This window comes from Chengkuizengella sediminis (assembly GCF_010078385.1).
Classification (GTDB): Bacteria; Bacillota; Bacilli; order Paenibacillales; family KCTC-33759; genus Chengkuizengella; species Chengkuizengella sediminis.
In genome coordinates this window covers 120,496-142,239 of record NZ_SIJC01000001.1, presented here as the reverse complement: position 1 = coordinate 142,239, position 21,744 = coordinate 120,496, and the positions used below count along the sequence as shown (strand labels likewise).

18 protein-coding genes are annotated in these 21,744 nt (G+C 33.1%); 13 read left to right on the top strand and 5 right to left on the bottom strand.

Going from position 1 to position 21,744, the window contains the following annotated elements:
• Positions 1–115: 115 nt before the first annotated feature.
• The 3 genes from EPK97_RS00650 to EPK97_RS00640 form a co-directional block, all read right to left on the bottom strand.
• Positions 116–2,317, bottom strand: a complete 2,202-nt coding sequence (locus tag EPK97_RS00650) for a multicopper oxidase domain-containing protein (RefSeq protein ID WP_162034666.1) — start codon at positions 2,315–2,317, stop codon at positions 116–118.
• Between the two features lie 259 nt (positions 2,318–2,576).
• Positions 2,577–3,218 carry an aquaporin gene (locus EPK97_RS00645; RefSeq protein WP_162034665.1) on the bottom strand — a complete coding sequence of 214 codons (642 nt, stop codon included), beginning with the start codon at positions 3,216–3,218 and terminating at the stop codon, positions 2,577–2,579.
• A 211-nt stretch (positions 3,219–3,429) separates the two neighbouring features.
• Positions 3,430–5,523 (bottom strand): right-handed parallel beta-helix repeat-containing protein, encoded by a 2,094-nt coding sequence (locus EPK97_RS00640; protein ID WP_162034664.1) that lies wholly within the window; start codon positions 5,521–5,523, stop codon positions 3,430–3,432.
• Between the two features lie 216 nt (positions 5,524–5,739).
• Between EPK97_RS00640 and EPK97_RS00635 the strand changes: the two genes are divergently transcribed.
• The gene (locus EPK97_RS00635) at positions 5,740–6,618 is read left to right on the top strand and encodes a phosphotransferase family protein (RefSeq protein WP_162034663.1); all 879 of its coding nucleotides are present in this window, start codon (positions 5,740–5,742) and stop codon (positions 6,616–6,618) included.
• A 107-nt stretch (positions 6,619–6,725) separates the two neighbouring features.
• Positions 6,726–7,886 (top strand): serine hydrolase, encoded by a 1,161-nt coding sequence (locus EPK97_RS00630; RefSeq protein ID WP_162034662.1) that lies wholly within the window; start codon positions 6,726–6,728, stop codon positions 7,884–7,886.
• 68 nt (positions 7,887–7,954) lie between these two features.
• On the opposite strand, the gene EPK97_RS00625 is transcribed toward EPK97_RS00630, so the two are convergent.
• Positions 7,955–8,518 carry an NADPH-dependent FMN reductase gene (locus tag EPK97_RS00625; protein WP_162034661.1) on the bottom strand — a complete coding sequence of 188 codons (564 nt, stop codon included), beginning with the start codon at positions 8,516–8,518 and terminating at the stop codon, positions 7,955–7,957.
• A gap of 274 nt (positions 8,519–8,792) precedes the next feature.
• Between EPK97_RS00625 and EPK97_RS22095 the strand changes: the two genes are divergently transcribed.
• The 4 genes from EPK97_RS22095 (at position 8,793) to EPK97_RS00610 (ending at position 12,369) form a co-directional block, all read left to right on the top strand.
• Positions 8,793–8,927, top strand: a complete 135-nt coding sequence (locus EPK97_RS22095) for an RAxF-45 family protein (protein ID WP_276609457.1) — start codon at positions 8,793–8,795, stop codon at positions 8,925–8,927.
• A gap of 229 nt (positions 8,928–9,156) precedes the next feature.
• Positions 9,157–10,776 (top strand): ribosomal protection-like ABC-F family protein, encoded by a 1,620-nt coding sequence (abc-f, locus tag EPK97_RS00620; protein ID WP_162034660.1) that lies wholly within the window; start codon positions 9,157–9,159, stop codon positions 10,774–10,776.
• A gap of 18 nt (positions 10,777–10,794) precedes the next feature.
• Positions 10,795–11,661 carry a patatin-like phospholipase family protein gene (locus tag EPK97_RS00615; protein ID WP_162034659.1) on the top strand — a complete coding sequence of 289 codons (867 nt, stop codon included), beginning with the start codon at positions 10,795–10,797 and terminating at the stop codon, positions 11,659–11,661.
• A 30-nt stretch (positions 11,662–11,691) separates the two neighbouring features.
• On the top strand, positions 11,692–12,369 hold the full coding sequence (locus tag EPK97_RS00610) for a GNAT family N-acetyltransferase (protein WP_338075631.1): 678 nt from the start codon (positions 11,692–11,694) through the stop codon (positions 12,367–12,369).
• 111 nt (positions 12,370–12,480) lie between these two features.
• On the opposite strand, the gene EPK97_RS00605 is transcribed toward EPK97_RS00610, so the two are convergent.
• Positions 12,481–13,545, bottom strand: a complete 1,065-nt coding sequence (locus EPK97_RS00605) for a DctP family TRAP transporter solute-binding subunit (RefSeq protein ID WP_162034658.1) — start codon at positions 13,543–13,545, stop codon at positions 12,481–12,483.
• Between the two features lie 157 nt (positions 13,546–13,702).
• Between EPK97_RS00605 and EPK97_RS00600 the strand changes: the two genes are divergently transcribed.
• The 7 genes from EPK97_RS00600 (at position 13,703) to sdaAB (ending at position 21,669) form a co-directional block, all read left to right on the top strand.
• Positions 13,703–15,322 carry an ATP-binding protein gene (locus EPK97_RS00600; RefSeq protein WP_162035412.1) on the top strand — a complete coding sequence of 540 codons (1,620 nt, stop codon included), beginning with the start codon at positions 13,703–13,705 and terminating at the stop codon, positions 15,320–15,322.
• Positions 15,323–15,328: 6 nt separating this feature from the next.
• On the top strand, positions 15,329–16,033 hold the full coding sequence (locus tag EPK97_RS00595) for a response regulator (RefSeq protein WP_162034657.1): 705 nt from the start codon (positions 15,329–15,331) through the stop codon (positions 16,031–16,033).
• Between the two features lie 108 nt (positions 16,034–16,141).
• A complete protein-coding gene (locus EPK97_RS00590; protein WP_162034656.1) occupies positions 16,142–17,242 on the top strand; it encodes a TRAP transporter substrate-binding protein in 1,101 nt (366 codons plus the stop codon).
• A gap of 47 nt (positions 17,243–17,289) precedes the next feature.
• Positions 17,290–17,793 (top strand): TRAP transporter small permease, encoded by a 504-nt coding sequence (locus EPK97_RS00585; protein ID WP_162034655.1) that lies wholly within the window; start codon positions 17,290–17,292, stop codon positions 17,791–17,793.
• Positions 17,790–19,214, top strand: a complete 1,425-nt coding sequence (locus tag EPK97_RS00580) for a TRAP transporter large permease (protein WP_240903652.1) — start codon at positions 17,790–17,792, stop codon at positions 19,212–19,214. Before EPK97_RS00585 ends, EPK97_RS00580 begins: the two co-directional genes overlap by 4 nt.
• A gap of 264 nt (positions 19,215–19,478) precedes the next feature.
• Positions 19,479–20,717, top strand: coding sequence for an MDR family MFS transporter (locus tag EPK97_RS00575; protein ID WP_162034654.1), 1,239 nt, complete (start codon positions 19,479–19,481; stop codon positions 20,715–20,717).
• A gap of 289 nt (positions 20,718–21,006) precedes the next feature.
• Positions 21,007–21,669 carry an L-serine ammonia-lyase, iron-sulfur-dependent subunit beta gene (gene sdaAB, locus EPK97_RS00570; protein ID WP_162034653.1) on the top strand — a complete coding sequence of 221 codons (663 nt, stop codon included), beginning with the start codon at positions 21,007–21,009 and terminating at the stop codon, positions 21,667–21,669.
• The last annotated feature ends 75 nt before the right edge of the window (positions 21,670–21,744 follow it).

Here is a 21,744-nt window from a genome sequence, read left to right as displayed (position 1 = left end):
CCCAGAATGAAAAAACAACCGACTTCTAACTAATCATCAGCATTTTTATTCTGGGGATATTTTCCTTCCTTAAATTGATAGTAATTTACTTTCCTTATCCTTAGGTTATTAAGAGTTATTGATTTTTTCTGATACAAACCTTAATGATGTCTTTTTCAATAAAATTATAAGCTACTTCATCATTCGTTTCAGGATGTGCTCCAAAGTTCTGTGTATTAGCAAAAACCTCACATAAAACGGTTGAACCGGTAACCATGAAAGAGTCATTCTCATTCGCATCTTCTCGATCAATAATACACTGAAAAGGAAGATCGTCAGTAATCGTATTATCTTCTTTAACTCCGTTATCTAAGACTGCAGTATAGGTAATACTCTTACGAAGGAAACCACTAATAATAACTTTTTCAGGACATACTTTTTCTATTTCAGCAAAGACTGTTTTACTATCAGAAATGGGTGCATTATTTAATGCAGGTGGTACCAACTGTGTATTTCCTTCAACAACAACCTCACAACAAGATTGTGGATTGCTTTCGAGGATAAGACCAGATACAACCTTCATTGGTCTCATCATATCATTATCTTCATGATCTAAAATATGGCAGTGCCATACATATCCAGGACCGATTGTAGGATCAAATGAAAATTGATTTACTCCAGGTTTGGAACCTCCTGATTCTATATTTTGTGGTGCAAAACGAAGTCGAAGTATAGTGACTTCATTTGGGTTTGCTCGAAAAGTATCTTTCCATCCCTGTTCATTCAAATCTGGCTCCATAGGTTTGCCTATAAGATAGGGTTCTACATCTAAGGGGATCGTTGGATGCTGGAGAGGAGGTTTACCATTTAGACTTTCCCAATCCGCTAAGTATCTTACAGAGTCAAAGAGCTGTCGACTGACCATTTGAAACTGAACCAAGTGTACGTGGATAGGATGGGTTGCTGCCGATACATTAGCTAAAACCCAATCCACAGTTGATCCAACCTGTGGCATTTCTGAGATTGGAGATTCCCACCTTTGACCGTCCAATAATAATTCACGAGGACCAGGTTCTGTTTCTTCACGCACCACATTTAGAGTGAAGGTTTGTTTTGGAACATCTGGAATCAGTATAGGTATGTTATTTAGTATGGGTGGAAGCCTCACTGGTCGTACTGGTGGTGTATCAAGCACAGTGAACTGCATAATTTGCCCTGTAGTATCTGGATCTGGTCGATCTCCACCAGGGAAAGGAGCAAAAGCATCATTCGTTACAATAATTTTAGTTCCTGGACGTACTTTAGAAAAATCAATTAACACGTCAGCACGTTCTGCTGGTGCAATCAGAAGTTCAGTGAGTGTCACTGGACAACGTAAAAAACCTCCATCAGAACCAATCTGTATAAACGACTGATCGTTTGATAGTTTTAGATTAAAGAATCGGGAATTCGATCCATTAAGGAATCTAATACGGTACTGCCTACGTTCAACATCGAGGTTTGGCCAAACCTTACCATTCACCATAATGGAATTGCCTAAAAAATCATTAACCCAATAAGGATGTACTTCTGGATTAACACCGATGTTAGGGAACAATAATGAACCATCTTCATTAAATGAACGGTCCTGAATAACGATAGGAATTTCAAACGGTCCACTTGGAAGAAGAGGTTCAATATCATTATTGGGATCTCTCAACAAGTAAAATCCAGAAAGTCCAGCAACAACATTAAGTCGTGTGATACCAAGTGTATGATCATGGTACCATAGGGTAGAAGGTTCCTGCTGGTTTGGATAAGTGAAGCGCGATTGAGTGAAGTTAGGCCCCGTTTTTTCCTCTCCAGCTGTAAACCACGATTCAGGACCTCCATCAGAATCAGATCTAACTTCTCCACCGTGCAAGTGAGTAGATACAGGAACTGGACATTGGGCTAGTGGATATCCCGGTGGAAATGATTGAAAAGGTGGTTCTGGTGTGGGCATATTGTTGGGATTTGCCCAGTGCAGGGTGGGATCCACTGGAAGAAAATGTGGATCAGTAAGGTTATTTACCCACTGAACATTTACAGGTATTTCTTTAACAGCTTCAAAAGTAGGTCCTGGAGTAGCACTGAAACAAGAGCCATCTTCTATAATGCCCTCATAACCCCACACAAGTGTTTCAGGAAAATCTGGTGGAAGAAGTTGTTGTTTGAACCCAGTTGTAAAAATTGTATAGTTGTGACTCAGTACTTCACCTGTAGATGGATCCCTTACAACGAAAGGTTTAAATACAGGGGGAACCACTAATTGATTAACATACTTAGGAATTAACTTTGGATCTAAAGGTTTTGTCATTCTTTATCCTCCCTTGTTGTCTTGTAAATAATTTAAGTAATTATAAAAAATACAATTACATGCTAATATATGTATATTTAATCTCAACATTCATGTCTTTTTTCTGAAGTTTGATGAGCCTTCTTTTTATTTAGGGAATAAAAAAACCGATTTCAACATGAAATCAGCTTTTGAAGTAATTGTTATGAATATCCAACTAGAGAGAACAAGATATTGAATTTATATTAGCTAAGTCCTCTTTAATGTTTAAACTACGGTATTATTTCTCACGTATAAATTGATAAATAACAGCTGCTGCAATTGAACCTAATGTTGTAGCGACAATATATATCCATAAATGTTCTAATGTTCCAGATAACATTGCTGGACCAATGGATCTAGCAGGGTTCATAGAAGCTCCGCTGATTGGTCCTGCAAACATAGCTTCAAGACCCACTGTAGTACCGATTGCGATCCCAGCAAAAGACTTCACAGCTTTTCCATGAACAGCAGAACCTAGGATAACCATCATCAAAAAGAATGTAAGAATAAATTCTATGATAAAAGTTTGTAACCATCCTTCTCTAGGTAATGTAGCACCTAAATTAGCTATGTTTCCAAATAAAATTAGAAGGGTAGTACTTGCTGCTAAACCGGCTAAAATTTGAGTCACAATATAAAAAGTAGCTTCCTTCCCACTAATGCTTCGATTCGTTAAAAATCCGATTGTCACTGCTGGATTAAAATGTGCTCCTGAAATATGACCGAATGTATAAATCATGGCCATCACAACAAGTCCCCATGTTATAGCTACTCCAACATGTGTTAAATCTCCTGTTATGAAGTTCGTAACAATGGCACCTGTACCTGCTAATATTAAAAAGTAAGTGCCTAAAAATTCTGCTATTAGTTTTTTTGTCATAAAATAATCTCCTAAATATAAATGTATGGACAAGAATAAAAGACGATTCCTATTTTTCATCATGTATATATGTTCTAATCCTTTTATATTATGATCTATTTACAAGTTGCGATGCAACCATAAAATTGTAAACTGAATGTAAAAAATCAAGAGAAAAATCATAAAAACTGGGATATTTGGAAAATTTATTTATAAAAATAAAGGTGTGACATTAGTTTTCATCTAAAATATTGTCTGTTCCTTGATCATCAATATCTAGTGGATTACCAAATAAACAATTAGATCGAACGATGTTATTGTCACTACCAATAGCTAACAAAATTCCTGCTTTTTTGTTGTTTATAATGATATTATTGTCAATCATATTAAAATTAGCAGAAGGTAAAAAATCATTATCTTCAATTCTGATACCTTCATCATTATTGTTTTTTATGTGATTATAAATGATTAAATTGTTATTTTCTTCAACAAAGATCCCATTACGTTCATTGTTGTAACAAACATTACCCCAAACTAAATTATTACTGTCTTCTACATTAATCCCATCACGTTGATTCCTAAATGATTTGTTCCAAAGGAGTAAATTGTGATCATCATCTACTTCAATCCCATCACTATTATTCAATGTACAATTACTAATAATAAAATTATTATCGCCAGCAGGCTCTATTCCTTCAGATTGATTCCCATCGCAGAAATTATGATATGCTAGGTTAAACTCACCACTATTAAATCTTATCCCCTCGCCGTTATTTCTACTACACTGACTACAAACGATATAGTTGTGATCGCCGTTTACTGAAATTCCAATACCAATATTTTGACTTGACTCGCATTTCATGACCATATTACGTTCATTTAATCCCGTTATGAAAATCCCACTGTTTTGATTTCCAAACACATTTACACAATGTAGTACATTATCACTAGTGTTCACTCGTATGCCAAAACTATCAAAATTTTGTACAGTAAGGTTTTCAATAGTGATGAACGAAGCATCTTCTATATCAATCCCGATTTCATCTATTGTATCTGTACCATCAATAATCGTTTTCTCTCTTCCAACACCAACGATACGGATTTTGTTTCTAACTTGACCTGTATTATTTATAGTAATTGCCTCTTTAAAAATTCCTGCACCAACTTGAATAGTAAACCCTTCCTCAGGTACAGCATCAATAGCTTCTTGAATAGTGTCAAAATCACCTGGTACGTTAAAAAAGTTATTGATTTGGCATAATCCATTAGGATCACTTGTAGTACAATTATTTTCGTTGAATAAAGTGTTTACACTCGCAGGTGGAACAGCTTGAATGTCAGGGTTATTTTCTTTTAAACAGTTAGATCGAACCACATTACTTTCAGCATTTTGCCCTACTAATATCCCTGAATGCACATGGTTTAAAACTGTGTTATAGTCTACAATATTACCATCACCACCTTCAATCTCAATTCCACTATCAATTTGTTGAATCCCATTCTTAAGAACATTATTTCTTAGAAGTCTATTATTACAATGATTACCTAGGTCGATGCCATCCTCAGTATTACACTTTACTTCATTGCCCCAAAGCAAGTTATGATCACCATTGATTTCAAGACCATCATCATTATTAACTAAAGCTTTATTCCATAATAATAAATTACTATCATCAAATTCAAAGCCATCATCACGATTTCTAATGGACTGATTACATATAAATAAATTAAAATCATCTGAGTCTACATCAGAATCTGATGCATACCCTTCACTACCATTGTCTTTTGCAAGATTCAAGAACACAAGATTATTGGAACTTTTCAACTCCATCCCATCATTTGAATTTCCAATAAACTTACATTTTACAATATAATTATGTTCTCCATTTACTTGAATTCCATCTACGTTAATAGCTTCATTGCTTCCATTATTATTGGATTCTGACTCCATAATTAAATTTCTTTCAGCAACTGTTGAAATTTCCATACCATTGTTTTGATTGTTTTGTGATTTTACTTTATTTATGATGTTATCACTTGTTTGAATTAGAATTCCTCTCTCATTAAAATTTTGAACCGTTAAATTTTCAATTGTAACCATTGACGAAGCTTGTATATCAATACCGTTCACCAGACCTAATTCAGTTCCTTCGAAAATCGTTTTTTCTATTCCAGCTCCAATGATTCGAATGCTGTTTTTGTTCATACCAATCATGATAGACTGAGAATATATTCCTGCGGCTAAACGAATTGTGTCTCCTGAATTTGCATCATTATCGATTACAACCTGAATATTATCGGTTGGCGTTAAGTTAAATATAGCCATGCTATATCCTCCTAATTCAATTTTGATTTAATCTTATTGTATGTCATCTATGCTGAAATTGATTGGACGGTTGCGGAATGGGTATATTTTGACTTTGCACTTAGCCAGTCTCTTATTATAATGAAGAAGGGTTACAATTAAAAATAGACGTTTTTCAAAAGATAAACAAAACTTTTTAATATGATTTTTCAGTAGAATAAGAAAGGAAGTTATTTAATGTATAATGATTATATTGATCGCATAAAACAAGTGTATCCCGAAATATTAATAAAGGATATTGAGCCTAATGTTATTGGACAAAATAACGACGTCTTAATTATAAATAAATCTCTAGTGTTTAGGTTTCCAAAGTATAAGCTAGGAATAACAAAATTAAAAGAAGAGACGGCAATTTTAAAGTCAATTAATAATAGTTTAACAACTCAAATACCTAATCCGATTTATCAATCATTTGAACAAATGGAAGTAGGACAAGTTTTCACTGGATATAAGTTAATTCAAGGATCTCCCTTTTGGAGGGAAGAATTTGAAAAGATAAAGGATAAAGACCTAGTAAAGAAATTAGCTTTGCAACTAGTAACTTTTCTAATAGAGTTACATTCCATTCCAATAGAACAAATAGAAAGAGTCCTAAATAAAAAGAAAAAAAATGATGTAACTAGTGATGTCAAAGTATTGTTTAATAAAATTGAAAACAAGCTTTATTCATTTATGAGCAAGGATGCTAAAGAGAAGGTATCTCACATGTTTGAATCCATTTTGAATAACGAAAGAAATTTGGATATTAAACAAAGACTTACTCACGGTGATTTTGGAGCTTCAAATATATTGTGGAAATCTAATTCATCTGAAATATCAGGGGTTATTGATTTTGGTGGCATTGAAATAGGAGATCCAGCATATGATTTTTCTGGAATATTGTCTAGTTATGGTGAAGATTTCTTTAATTTATGTATAAATTTATATCCAAATGGAAGTGAAATATCCGAACGTGTCAAATTTTACAAAAGTACATTTGCATTACAGGAAGCATTGCATGGGATAGAAAATAATGATCATCAAGCCTTTGTTATAGGAATTAAAGAATATAGATAAATAAATTTTCATTGTATATTATCTTATAAGATTAGGGACCATTCAAAAATTATGAAGTAAAAATAGCGGGTTTTTACATTTAAATAAAAAGGGGTTAGGTTTATATCATGAAATACTACATTCAGTGTCTAATAGTTTTTATATTATTCTTTTCTACCTCAATAAGTAGTTTTGCTCAAGAAGAAAAAATACCAGAGTCATTGCTAGATGAACTCAACTCTCTTGGTAATATCGCTTTTTATTATGAGAATTTAGTAACCGGTACATCGATGTCTTATCAAAAAGAAAAGGTTTATGCTGGGGCGAGTACAATAAAATTGCCTTTGGCTGTGTATATTTATCAAGAAGCAGCTAATGGCAACTTGAATCTGGATCAAAAATTAACCTATTCAATTTACCATTACTATGAAGGAAGTGGCGTAATTCAATTTCAGCCATTTGGTACCCAATATACGATTCGTGAGTTAGTAAAAAAGATGGTTGTACATAGTGATAATGTCGCTTATATCATGCTTACTGAGAAAATGGGGAGAGCGAACTTTATCTCTTTTTTAAAAGAAATAGGTGGGAAAAATGTTTTCCCGAATGGATATAATAGATTAAGCGCAGAAGACTTAGCCACCTATGCTAAATCATTAAATGAATTTATAGATGAACATGAATTATTGGGACAAGAATTGTTAGATGTATTTGTTTATACGGATTATAATGACACGATACCTGCTGGTGTTAGCGAGTTAAATGTAGCGCATAAAGTAGGTTATCTTCCATTAGAGTTAGTTTATCATGATGTTGGAATTGTTTATGATGAACAACCTTACATTCTTGTGATAATGACTAAGGGAATACCATATGAAAAGGTAAGAGGTGTCATAGCTCAGACAACTAAAAAAATTCATAACATTCATTTGAATTTAAAACCAGTACATATTCAAGTGAATGGTGAAAAAGTATTTTTTCCAGATGCTCAACCGGTGATGAGTCCTGAAGGAGGAACAACCTATGTTCCAGTTCGATTTATCACAGAACATTTAGGTGGGCAAGTACATTGGTCTAACGGCATATTAAATGTAACTCTAAATGAAACAGAGATGATTTTTAATATTGAAAGTAAACAGATGGTTTTAATTAATGGGATAGAGGAAGAGTTAAGTTCAGAAATTAAAGTAAGAGAAAACCGTATTTATGTACCTCTTAGAATAATTACTGAAACTTTAGGTTTTCAAGTACAATGGGATCAGGAAAATAGAACTGTTAAAATACAATAAGCAGTAAAGTTCACTAATAAAAATAACCGCGTATAGAGCGGTTATTTTTATCTAAATTAGAGTTACCTTTATTTATTAAAATGCTTTATCCAATCTTCTAATCCATTAAGCAATCTTTGAATGTATTGACCCGTTTTCTCATCGGTAAGGTGTCCTTGTTCATCAAATTTACGATGAACTTCTGAAATTAATACTTGTGGTTCAACCATAACAAGTGAACGAGTAGTAATTAGAGTTTGTCTTAATTGAGCCTGTGCTTGAGCAGTTCCAGCTCGACCTGGTGTTCCTCCCATAATAGCAATTGGTTTTTTTAAAAGAGGTGCTTCTTTACCTCCCCTAGATGCCCAATCAAGTGCATTTTTTAGGACTCCAGGAATAGCATTGTTATATTCTGGTGTGACAATGAGTAATGCATCTGCTTCACGAATCGCATCTTTAAAAGTAGTTACAATGTCAGGATCTTCAGCTTTTTCAACATCCTCATTAAACATGGGAATTTCAGTTAAATCAAAATCCGTTATTTTCATTTCTTCCGGGGAAAGGTTGATTGCTTCACGAAGTAATGCACGATTAAATGAATCTTTTCTTAGACTACCTGCAAATCCTAATACGTTTATTTGTTGTTTCAACATCAATTTATCCTCCTTTATGTAATTTGATAGTTTGCAATAACATTTTAAGTTTAATATATAATTAACAAAAATCAAAATAATACACCTTCAATAGTGAGATGATAAGCTAGCATTCCAATTATGGTAATGAATAAAAGGATATACTTCGGTATTTTTTGTCGCTGCTGCTGGTAAGTCATATTTGAGAATGGAGTGAAAGCGCATTGTAATCCCAATTTATATGTGATAAGATGGATATGTTTTTATTATTCTAATTTTGAAAGGGGGGATTGAGATGTTACATTCTGTAGAAGGTCGCACAGGATATTTATCATATGTGTATATTGTCCGTGCAATTTTTGCTGGTGTTGTTTTCAATGGGATTCGTATGCCCATTTTTAATAAAACAACATCATATTACAGAATGTAAAAATCTCTTTACCCAACTTTAATATACAGGTAATTTAAATGGGAGGGCGGTTTGCCCTCTTTTTTGTTTTTATAAAAACTGTTCCTTTTTCGTATAATCAATATGGTTTCCATATTTGAAAAAGGGACTCTAGATTATCTGTATAAGATTGATTATAAATTTGTTTATTCAAAACCATGGGTTGATTTTTACTCATGGTTTTTTTGTATTTGCGAAAGGAGAAATTAAAATGATTATTTGTGCAGTTCATGATGTAAGTAAAACCTTAGGTGGAAACATGATTTTTGAAAAATTAAGATTTGAAGTCAAAGATGGAGAACGTATCGGTTTAGTAGGTACGAATGGAAGTGGGAAAACAACCATTTTAAAACTCATATCTGGAATTGAGTCATGTGATGAAGGTAAAATTCATATTAAAAAAGAAGCAAAGGTTGGTTATCTAGAACAAATTCCAACTTATGTTGAAGAGGATACCGTTAGGGATGTATTATGTGGAGCTTTTAAAGAGATCAACGAGTTAAACAAAATAATGAGAAGTATCGAAGAAAAAATGGAAACAGATGTTCACAATTTAGAAAAGCTATTGAAGCAATATGGGGATATGCAAGAAGTTTTTACTAAATTGGGCGGTTACGAAATGGAAGCGGATCTTATGAAGATCTGTAATGGTTTAGGGATCACTTCTTTGTTGGATCAACCATTTTCAAAATGTAGTGGTGGAGAACAAACGAAAATTGGTTTGGGGTTAATATTATTAAAAAAACCTGAATTATTATTGTTAGATGAACCTACAAATCACCTAGATATTCAAGCATTACAATGGTTAGAAAGCTTTATGAAAACCTATCAAGGATCAGTCATCATTGTATCTCATGACCGTTATTTTTTAGATGAAGTCGTTATGAAAATCATTGAAATAGAAGATGGAGAACTTCATTTGTATCATGGAAATTACTCTTATTTTGTAGATGAAAAAGAAAAAAGACTTTTAAATCAGTTCGCTGCATTTCAAGAGCAGCAGAAAAAAATCAAAAAAATGAAGGAAACCATTAAACAACTGAGGGAATGGGCAAATCGAGCGAACCCACCAAATGCAAAATTGTATAAGCGAGCCAAAAACATGGAAAGAGCACTTGAACGTATGGAAAAGATTAAAAAACCGAAACTAGAAAATACAAAAATGAAATTTGATCTTCAAATGAAAGAACGAAGTGGCAAAGATGTGGTGAAGATTGAAAATGTCACAAAAGGTTTTAATGAAAATATTCTTTTTAAAGAATTATCTTTTTCAGTACGTTATCAAGATCGCATTGCTTTAATTGGTAACAACGGAAGTGGAAAGTCAACTCTTCTAAAAATGATACTGGATGAAATAATGCCAGATGAAGGTTCAGTCCAAATAGGTAGGAATGTTAGAATTGGCTATTTATCTCAACATGTGTTTAAAAATCAACATGAGGGAAGGCTCATTGATTTATTCAGAGAGCAGGTTCATGTAACAGAAGCAGAAGCACGACATATTTTAGCCAAATTTATGTTTTATGGGTATTCAGTTTTTAAAAAAGTAAGTCAGTTAAGCGGTGGAGAAAGAATGCGAGTAAGGCTTGCACAGTTAATGAACCAGAACATGAACCTCATCATCTTAGATGAACCAACCAATCATTTGGATATTGATTCTCGTGAAGTTTTAGAGGAGACATTGGAACAATTTGAAGGAACTATCTTATGTGTATCTCATGATCGCTATTTATTAAATCGTTGTTTTGATCAAACGTACTGGCTTGAAAATGGTAAAATATTTAAGTATATTGGTAATTACGATACTGCGAAACAAAAACATCAACTCTAACAGTTATATGAGGATGTGATGACTTTGGATAATATTGGACTTGTGCTTGAAGGCGGAGGATTAAGGGGCGTTTACACAGCGGGGATATTGGATTATTTTATTAAGAAGGAGCTTACATTACCTTATATCATTGGTGCATCTGCTGGAGCATGTAATGCTACCTCGTATATTTCTAAACAATATGGTAGAAATAAAAAAGTAACCATTGATTACATTGATTATCCAGGTTATATCAGTGTTAGAAATTTAATTACAAAGAGAAGTTTGTTCGGCATGGATATTATTTTCGATGAACTACCCAATAAACATGAACCGTTTGATTACGATGCGTTTCATTCTTCACCTCAAACTTTTAAAATTGTTGTCACAGATTGCGTTACAGGCAAACCAATTTATTTTGATAAAAACGAAGAACCCAGTGATGTATTTACGTTATTAAAAGCATCCATTAGTTTACCTTTAATTACTCAAGTTGTAGAGCATGGGGGTTACAAGTTATTAGATGGGGGTATCGCTGATCCGATCCCCCTTAAAAAGTCTATAGAAGATGGGAATAAACGAAATATCGTCATCCTAACTAGAAATAAAGGATATGAGAAAAAGCCTGCAAGTTTTAGGTGGATGCTCAAAGCGAGGTATCGCCGAAAATACAAAGGGTTAGTAGATACGATGATAAATCGACACATTGAATACAATGCAACTTTACAATTTGTTAATCATCTAGAGGAAAAAGGTGACATTTTTGTGTTCAGACCTGAACAACCTTTACAAGTAAATCGTTTAGAAAAAGATAAAATAAAGCTAACACTATTGTATGAACAAGGAATTGAAGATGCTAAAAAGCAATATGATCAACTGTTAAATTGGATAGAGAAAACTGAATAAAAGAAGCATTAAAACATGGGGGAGAGGTTATTGAAAAGATTTAGAAAGTTTATTATTTTTAAATTTTCCATATCATTATTTGTTTTATTGATATTTATTTCTTCTTTCATATATCAAATGTATTATTATACTCATAATCGTGTAGGAGTAATTGTAGATTTAAAACCTCCTGATAGTTATATTTTTTATTTCTTGCATATTTTTGTATGGACTATGCTTCTACTTACATCCGTCATATTGTGGACGTTAGAAAAAAAGAAAAAGCAGTCAATCGAAATAGAAAAAAACATTTATCTTAAATATACAGGTTCACCTGATATAGAAGATTATCAAAACTTAAGAAAAATTACAGGATTAAGTGAAAAAAGTGAAAGAGGAGCTAAACTTGGACTGAAAAATACAACTCATGCAATTTCATTCTATTATGATAATGATTTAATCGGTATGGGTAGAATCATAGGAGATAAAGGTTGCTTCTATCAAATTGTAGATATTGCTGTTGATCCTAACTATCAAGGTCAGGGTTTTGGTAAGTTGATTATGAATGAACTTACGACGTATTTAGACGAACATGCACCCGATGGTGCCTATGTTAGCTTAATCGCGGATGAACCGGCAGACAAATTATATGAGAAATATGGGTTTAAATATACTTATCCAGCTTCTCATGGTATGTATAAATTCACCCAAAGAAGTGAAGAGGTATAGTGCAAGCTAATAGAAATATCTGTTCGCCATATTTTTTATAAGAAATTTATAGAATGGATCATCTGAAGTAACAGGTACTCAATAAATATTATTTACAAGAAAAGTATGAGGTCATTCTTCCTCATACTTTTCTTGTATTTTATGTAGTTCATCTATTAGATCGTTGTCAAATTCAGATTCATATAATTCATATACAGGCTGGAGTTCTTCTACCCATTGTTTCTTTTCTTTTTCCTTAAGTTCATAGATTTCAATATCGGAATCTTTTTTTATATTTTCGAAAGATTGTAAATTCAGTTCGATTGATTTTTTTTGTATCATTTCAGAAGCTTCTGCCATCGATTCAATGACCACCTGCTGAATATCAGGAGGGAGCTGATTCCAATAGTCATTATTCATTAAAACAATATAACCTAAAAATCCATGATTACTAATCGTTAAATGATTTTGAACTCTATAAAACTTTTTTGAATAAATATTTGATAACGTATTTTCCGTACCGTCTACAATATGATCTTCGAGACTTTGATAAGTTAAATTAAATGGAATTTTACTTGGATTGACGTCTAGTAAAGAATATTGTTTTTCTATTAATTCACTAGGCATAATTCGAAAGTGCTGACCGGATAAATCTTTAGGTGACTGAATCGGTCCTATATTACTCGTTATTTGCTTAAAACCGTTACTCCAAAACGATAGGCCTTTTAGATGATCAGATTCTAGAAGGGAAAATAAGTACAGTCCAATATCGCCATTAAAGGCTTCATTTGCCGCTTCATAAGACGGAAATACAAAGGGTAAGTCAACTAATTGCCACTCAGGGAAAGATGTAGTTAGTTTGGATGTGGCTGGAGCAATCATTTGGATTTTCCCTCGTTTTAAAGCATCGAGTGCCTCTTCATCATTTTCATATAAACTTCCATTCGCAAATATTTCAACTTTTACTTTAGTATCTGTTTTTTCGCTGACTAAATCTGCAAAATATTGAACAGCTAAACCTTTTGGTGTATTTTCCGCAACCACATGACTAAAACGGATTACAACTTGATCTTTTAAGCCTATTTGCTCATCATCAAAAGCTAATTTATCTTCTGTTTGAAATATTTTAAATATCAACGTTAAAGTACCAATTAACAAAACTAAAAATGCAATGGAAAAGTAGATCAAGTTTTTCATGAACAACACTCCGTTTTTAAAGTCTATGGTACCACTAGTTTAACATACTGAAATATCAATATAATATACAGCAAACAATAGAAGGGTTTTTGTGATCACTGTAGAAGTGTACTTACTGAAACAGTTACTAGTTTTGAAAGGACTTAATATCATGACACTGAACCCACTGCCTATACAACTTAAAATCACAATTCTTTCTTTCGGTGTTGTTTTATTTTCTCTACTTATAGGAGGAACCTTTGTGTTGGGTAACATTAAAAGTATAAAGGAAGACGAGATCGAAAAAAGATCCATGATTGTCGCCCGTACGGTTGCAGAAGTTCCAGAGATTAAAAAAAATCTGATAGAACCTTATGGATGGACAAAGATTTACCCTGTTGTTGAAGAAATTAGAATAGTAAACAATGTGGATTATATCGTAGTTTTAAACAATGATCGAATTCGATATTCACACCCTTTACAGTCCATGTTAGGGACAATCTCTTATGGTAGCGATGAAGGACCTGCATTTGCAGAACATACGTATGCTTCTAAGGCTAAGGGAGAATTAGGTATCTCAATGAGAGCTTTTGTTCCAATTATGAATGAACAACGGGAACAAATTGGTGTTGTCATAGCTGGTAATATATTACCGACTTATATGGAATCAATCTATGAAGTGAAGTACGAAATAGGTGTTGTTATGTTTTTAACGCTTTTACTTGGGATATTTGGAGCTTGGCTGTTGGCAAAACACATCAAGGAACAAATGTTTCAATTAGAACCTCATGAAATTGTTAGATTATTAGTGGAAAGAACGGCAACATTCCACGCGATAAACGAAGGGGTTATCGCGATAGATAAAAATGAAATGATTACGATATTTAATGAAAAAGCTAAACAAATGTTGCATATTCATGGTAATGTAGTAGGAAAACCGATTCGTAAAGTGATTCCTGATACAAAATTACCTGAAATGTTAAAATTAGAACATCCGATATATAATCAAGAAATACTTATACAAAATACGAACATTATGAGTAGTAGAGTACCAATAAAAGTAGATCAAAAAATTGTAGGTGCAGTTGCTGTTTTCCAAGATCGCACAGAAGTTACGATGATGGCTGAGGAGCTTACTGGTGTAAAAGCTTTTGTTGAAGCATTGAGAGTACAAAACCATGAACATATGAATAAACTTCACACGATTGCAGGGTTAATTCAATTAGGTGAACAAGATCAAGCGTTAAACTATGTCTATCAAATAACTGAAGAGCAGGTAGAGTTAACTCGATTTTTAAGTAGGAGGATTTCTAATCAAAGTATCGCTGGTTTACTTTTAAGTAAAGTAAGTAGGGGGAAAGAGCTTGGTATAAAGGTTAGTATTGATAGAAATAGTACACTAGAGCATTTTCCTAGTCACATGGATCATCATGATTTTGTTTTAATACTTGGAAATTTAATAGAAAATGCTTTCAAAGCCCTTCAAAAAGTTGAAATAGAAGACAAAGAAATTTATGTTAGTATTTATCAAAATGATGAAGTTTGTGAAATTCTTGTAGAAGATAACGGCATCGGATTTTCCGAGTCCATCCAAGAGCAAATTTTTAAAGAAGGTTTCACAACAAATGCGGAGGAAGGACAAGGAATTGGTTTATATATGGTTAAAAACATGATTGAAAAAGGGAAAGGCTTAATAAAAGTAAATTCATTACCTAATAAGGGTACTAGTTTTTCCATTCAGTTTGATATGAAACAAGTAGAAACCAATTCATCTGTAAAATTAGAAAGGAGCATATAAATATCAATGCATGGTCAAATGAGTGTATTATTAATTGAAGATGATCCAATGGTCCAAGAAGTAAATAAGCAATTCATACAAAAAGTAGAAGGATTTCATGTCATTGATACAGCGAATAATGGGGAGGATGGTTTGAAAAAGATAAAAAAATACAAACCAGACCTTGTTATTTTAGACGTTTTTATGCCCAAAGTGGATGGTCTAGAGCTACTTTATCAGATTAGAGCTCAAAAAGAAGAAGTAGATGTAATTGTAGTTACAGCTGCAAATGACAAAACAACGATTCGAACGATGTTACAAAATGGAGCCATTGATTATATTATTAAACCTTTCAAATTTGATCGTATTCAACAAGCTTTACATCATTTTAGATCCTATAAATCAAAGCTTATCAACGAATCGATATCTCAATTACAGCTGGATCAAATGTTTTTTTCAAAAGAAAAAATTTCAAGTTCTGAGCAAGAGCTAAATGATGATGAAATAGAATTGCCTAAAGGATTGAACAAAGCTACTTTGGATCTAATAGAACAATATTTGTACAAACAAAACAATTCAAAATCCGCTGAGGAGGTTGCTGAAGGGGTTGGGGTTGCTAGAGTTACATCTCGCAGATATCTAGAATACCTGAAAGCCATCAATAAAATTGAATTAGATGTGCAATACGGTGGAGTAGGTCGACCGATCAATAGATTCATCAAGAAAAAATAATAAAGAACAAAAAGATCAAAACGTCCAATATGGTCTAATTCTTCCCCCTAAAGGATGTAAACGTTATCATTGTAACGAAAATACATTTTATTATAGGGGGATTTTTTAATGTTAAAAAAGTGGGTATGGATTAGTGTATCTTTAATTTTGGTAATGGGGCTTATAGCAGGTTGTGGTGCTCGTTCCGAAGATACAAACTCAGAATCTAAACAGGAAGAAAAAAGTGAAGAAAGTCATTCCTCATCAGATGAATCTAGCAAAGCTACAGAACCTTTGGAAGAAAAAATCGTTATTAAATTTTCACATGTAGTTGCTGAGGATACACCAAAGGGTAAAGCTGCAAACATGTTCAAAGATTTAGCTGAAAAGTACACGGAAGGTAGAGTTGAAGTGGAGATTTTTCCTAATTCACAATTGTATAACGATGATGATGTCTTAGCAGCAGTACAACAAAACAATGTTCAATTAGCTGCTCCATCTACATCTAAAGTATCTAAACTCTTTCCTCAGTGGACGATATTTGATTTTCCTTTTGCATTTAATGATGTAGCTTCTGTTCAGGCTGCTATGGAGAGTGAAGAGATTGGCGGTAAGTTGTTTAATATGTTATCGGAACAAAAGTTACTTGGACTTGCAATGTGGGACAATGGTTTTAAACAAATGACATTAGATGACCATCCTCTTTATATGCCAGAAGATTTTGATGGACAGCAATTCAGGGTCATGTCTAGTAAAGTATTAGAAGCTCAGTTTGAATCTGTGAGTGCAGTTCCAACTCCTATGCCATTTAGTGAAGTATATAGTGCACTTGAGCAAGGTGTCATCAATGGACAGGAAAATACGCTATCTAATATCTACTCTAAAAAATTTCATGAAGTACAAAAATATATGACAATCAGTAATCACGGATATTTAGGATATGCAGTTATTACAAATATTGAATTTTGGAATGGGTTACCTGATGATGTACGTGAACAGTTAGAAATGGCCTTAAATGAAACAACACAGTGGGTACGTGAAAATGGAGAAAAGTTAAACCAAGAAAACCTTGATAAAATTATTGCAGATGACATGTTAGAAGAGATTCATTATTTAACAGAAGATCAGAAACAAGCTTGGATTGAATCCATGAATGTTGTTTATGATGAGTTTGAAGAAGAAGTAGGAGCGGATCTCATCAATGCAGTAAAAGATCTTAGAGATAAATAATAAAATGTCACACAAAAGTGAGGTTGGAAAGTTGTAGGTGATTACAGTTGAAGAAATGGAATACCATTTTAAATCAATTGGAAGAAATCATAGTCTCCATCGCATTATCTCTAGGTGTTTTCATCACATTTTTAGAAATTGTATTAAGAATATTTGACAAGACTTTAGGTTTTTCTTTTGAAGCCTCTATATATTTATTAATCACATGTGGGTTAGTCGGGGCTTCGATTGGAGTGAGAGAAAAGGTCCATATAGGAATTGACATCATTGTGAAACAGTTTCCATTCGCAATACAAAAGTTGATTGGTATAGGAGCTTTATGCTTATGTATCTTTTTTTGCGTGGTGATCACTATATTAGGCATACAGCATGTACAAATCCTTTATTCGTTAGGTCAGGTGACACCTGAAATGGAAATACCTGTGTACATTCCTAAATCTATTGTGCCCATATCGTTTGGATTAATGAGCTTACGATTTATACAAGAACTAATTCTTTACTTCAAAAAAACCATCGATCAGTTCAAACAGGAAGAGGGTGAAGGTTCTTGAATACAATCACAAGAGTAAATAATAAAGAGAAGATGATGTCTCCGAAAAATAAAAACACGCTTCAAAACAAAATATTTACATATTTGCTGATTCTTATTTCAATATTTGGTGTTATTTATGCCATTCAAATCAATAGTATGGGGCTTGCTTTGTTTTCACTATTATTTCTTCTTCTTTTTATGGGGTTACCTATTGCTGTATCTTTGGGTTTGTCATCACTAGCATCCATTTATTATTTTACAACAGACCCTATGCCTGATTTAGCTGGTAAAGTATTTTCAGGTCTAAGTCATTTTACACTCATGGCCATTCCACTATTTATTTTAGCAGGGAACATTTTTACAGCAGGAGGTGTTGCAAAAAGGATTATTAATCTGACTAATGCATGGGTAGGACATATACCAGGTGGATTATCAATCGCAAGTGTTGCAGCGTGTGCTCTTTTTGCAGCTATTTCTGGTTCATCTCCTGCAACGGTTGTTGCAATTGGAGGGATTATGATTCCTGCTATGGTGAAACATGGTTATTCAAAGTCATACGCTGTAGGTTCCATTTCAACAGCAGGTTCATTAGGAATCTTGATTCCTCCTAGTATCCCGATGATTGTTTATGCGGTCACTGTTGATCAATCTGCAGGAAAACTTTTTCTAGCTGGGATAATTCCCGGAATTATGCTCGCATTTTTATTGTCGATGGTTAGTTTTATCATTGCAAAAAAAAATGGTTTTAAAATTGCACAAAAAGTAAGCTTAAAGGAAAGGTTTAAAGCATTAAAAGATGGTTTTTGGAGCTTATTACTACCGATAGTTGTTATTGGAGGAATTTATACTGGCTATTTTACACCAACTGAATCTGCAGCAGTTGCTGTATTTATAGGTCTTGTTGTGGGACTGTTTATCCATCGGGATTTAAAGATAAAAGATATTCCGAAAATTTTAATAGATTCTAGTAAAACCACTGCAATGTTATTTTTTATCATTGCCATGGCGATGTTATTTGCACATATCGTTACGTTAGAACGAATTCCCCATAACATTGCAGAATGGATTACAGCATGGAATGTAGGACCCATTGTCTTTTTATTAATTGTGAATCTATTACTATTTATTGCGGGCCAATTTATGGAACCAACCGCGATTATTACAATATTAGCGCCTATTTTATTTCCAGTTGCATTAGCCATGGGTATCGATCCGATACACTTTGGGATTATCATGGTTGTGAATATGGAGGTAGGCATGATTACCCCTCCTGTAGGACTTAATTTATATGTAGCTAGCGGAATGACAAAAATGTCTTTATTAGACGTTACAAAATCAGCATTCCCGTGGTTAATTGCTGTTGTAATTGGTTTGATATTAATTACATATATACCAGCCATTAGTTTATGGTTGCCTGATCTTATTTATAGTTTGAGATAAAACCTTAGAATTAAAATAATCAAACATTTCAACTTTTAACGATAAATTTGAAATCAAATTTATCGTTTTTTGTTTTCCTCGTACCTACAACTTAAGTTGTAGATATACATCCTGCTTTTGTGCGATGTGCATCTAATTGAATTATTCTAAAATCATAAGTGGGATATTTTCCTATGAAAAATAATGATTGCCAAAACATACGGATCCCTATATAATAGTAAAATTACTCTAAAATTTTGATAGACAGCTAGGAGGGAGAGAGTGATGAAATTTAAAGATTTTCATATTAATATTAAAATTCGTATTATTGAAACATTTATCAGTAGGTTCATAGGCAGTATGATATTTCCGTTTATGGCAATTTATCTTGCACAGTATTATGGGGAAGGGATTACTGGATTGTTGCTTTTTGTTAATGTTATTGTTGGGGTTATATTCAATTTCTTTGGTGGTTTTATTTCTGATCGTATAGGACGAAGAAAAATCATGATGTATGCAGAGATCATCAGGTTTTTTGCCTTTTTTACGATGATGGCTTTCAACTCTCCTTGGGCTGAATCGGTTTTGATTACATTTTTAATGATGACTGTAAACACGATTTGTTGGGGGTTTTCTGGCCCAGCACATCAAGCCATGTTAATCGATGTAAGTACACCTGAACAGCGAAAACTTATGTATTCAATCACCTATTGGGCGAACAATCTGTCTATTGCTATCGGTGGAATTCTAGGTGCCTTTTTATTCAAAGATTATTTATTTGAATTATTAATTGGATTGTCATTGGCTTCTCTAATTACAGTTTCATTGATTGTGTTTTTTATAAAAGAGAGTTATTTTCCAAATCAAAAAGAAAGTGCCTCCTTTCACATGTCGGATATATTTGATACCTATAAAATGGTATTTAAAGATCGGTTGTTTATTTGGTTCATGGCTGCAGGGATTTTGGTTTTATCCATGGAATTTAATTTAACGAATTTTATTGCTATTCGTTTAAGTGAAGAAATGACAAATCAATATTTCATAAATTGGGAAATTCAAGGGATACAAATGTTAGGCTTTTTGAGAACAGAAAATACAATACTAGTTGCATTGTTTGCAATATTTGCTGCAAAGTTTATAGAGCGATTTAAGGAAAAAAACGTTTTAATAACTGGATGTTTAATGTTTGTTGTAGGTTATGGTGTGATCTCTTTTTCAAATAATATCTGGCTTTTATTTATCATGATGATCATTGCAACTGTTGGAGAAGTGATTAGAGTTCCTGTTGAACAATCCAGTATGGCTGCATTACCACCTGATGATGCAAGAAGCTCATATATGGCGATAAAAGGAATGAGCTTTAATTTAAGCATGTTGATTTCATCCATTGTCGTTGCGCTAGGTGCGTTTTTATCCTCTTTTGTAATGGCAATCATTATTACTTGTATTGGACTCTTGGGTACAACTATTTATTATTTGATTTTTGATAAAATACAGTTGCGAGTAAATGCAAATAAAGGCTGAAAGGTTGTATAAGTGGTAGGCAGAAGGTGAAATCACTTTCTGTCTTTTTAATATCACCTCTTCATATTATGTTCACTTTTTGGGGTATATATTTATTCAAAGAAATGAGTAAACTTCCTTGTTCCCATTAGAAGGTTCTTATGATATTCTTAGGGTGTAAATTTACACATAAAATTCACATCTATATTACTAGTAATGTGAGCGAATTATTTGTGTAAATTAGTATAAAATATGATGAATTATTTAAATAAATATAGGTTTTTTAGTGACCGGAAAGGAGGACAGCACTATGAAATTTAAAAGTGTGTTTGATATTATCGGACCTGTGATGATTGGTCCATCTAGTTCTCATACGGCTGGTGCGGCAAGGATTGGTAAGGTTGCTCGTAGTTTATTTGGCAGACAACCAAAGTGGATTACAATATCTTTTTATGGCTCTTTTGCTAACACATATAAAGGTCATGGTACAGATGTTGCTATTATTGGAGGTATTTTAGATTTTGATACCTTTGATGAACGGATCAAGTCCGCACTCGGTATAGCACATCAGTTAGGGATAAATGTTAGTTTTAGAGAAGAAGACGCAGTAACGGATCATCCCAATACGGCAAGAGTTAAAATTGGTGATGATGCTGGCGAGCTTGAATTGGTTGGAATTTCCATTGGTGGTGGAAAGATTGAAATTACAGAGTTGAACGGTTTTGAATTGAAATTGTCAGGAAATCACCCAGCTATTTTAATTGCACACAATGACAAATTTGGTGCTATTGCTTCTGTATCTAACTTATTAGCCAAACATCAAATTAATATTGGTCATATGGAAGTTTCCAGAAAAGAAAGAGGGAAACTTGCATTAATGACAATAGAGGTAGATCAGAATATTGATCAATCTGTTTTAGATGATTTATCGTTATTACCAAATATATTACAAGTGACCAAGATTGTCGATTAACAAATCCCCTATAAGTAAAAAATACTTAAAGAAATATTATTCCGTTTATAAAACAGAGTGTATTGATATAGTGTG

Coding starts and splice junctions, on each gene's coding strand:
- EPK97_RS00650 (WP_162034666.1), bottom strand. CDS start 2,317: ATGACAAAACCTTTAGATCCAAAGTTAATTCCTAAGTATGTTAATCAA.
- sdaAB (WP_162034653.1), top strand. CDS start 21,007: ATGAAATTTAAAAGTGTGTTTGATATTATCGGACCTGTGATGATTGGT.
- EPK97_RS00625 (WP_162034661.1), bottom strand. CDS start 8,518: ATGTTGAAACAACAAATAAACGTATTAGGATTTGCAGGTAGTCTAAGA.
- EPK97_RS00595 (WP_162034657.1), top strand. CDS start 15,329: ATGCATGGTCAAATGAGTGTATTATTAATTGAAGATGATCCAATGGTC.
- EPK97_RS00590 (WP_162034656.1), top strand. CDS start 16,142: ATGTTAAAAAAGTGGGTATGGATTAGTGTATCTTTAATTTTGGTAATG.
- EPK97_RS00605 (WP_162034658.1), bottom strand. CDS start 13,545: ATGAAAAACTTGATCTACTTTTCCATTGCATTTTTAGTTTTGTTAATT.
- EPK97_RS22095 (WP_276609457.1), top strand. CDS start 8,793: ATGTTACATTCTGTAGAAGGTCGCACAGGATATTTATCATATGTGTAT.
- EPK97_RS00635 (WP_162034663.1), top strand. CDS start 5,740: ATGTATAATGATTATATTGATCGCATAAAACAAGTGTATCCCGAAATA.
- EPK97_RS00630 (WP_162034662.1), top strand. CDS start 6,726: ATGAAATACTACATTCAGTGTCTAATAGTTTTTATATTATTCTTTTCT.
- EPK97_RS00640 (WP_162034664.1), bottom strand. CDS start 5,523: ATGGCTATATTTAACTTAACGCCAACCGATAATATTCAGGTTGTAATC.
- EPK97_RS00645 (WP_162034665.1), bottom strand. CDS start 3,218: ATGACAAAAAAACTAATAGCAGAATTTTTAGGCACTTACTTTTTAATA.
- EPK97_RS00615 (WP_162034659.1), top strand. CDS start 10,795: ATGACTTTGGATAATATTGGACTTGTGCTTGAAGGCGGAGGATTAAGG.
- EPK97_RS00575 (WP_162034654.1), top strand. CDS start 19,479: ATGAAATTTAAAGATTTTCATATTAATATTAAAATTCGTATTATTGAA.
- abc-f (WP_162034660.1), top strand. CDS start 9,157: ATGATTATTTGTGCAGTTCATGATGTAAGTAAAACCTTAGGTGGAAAC.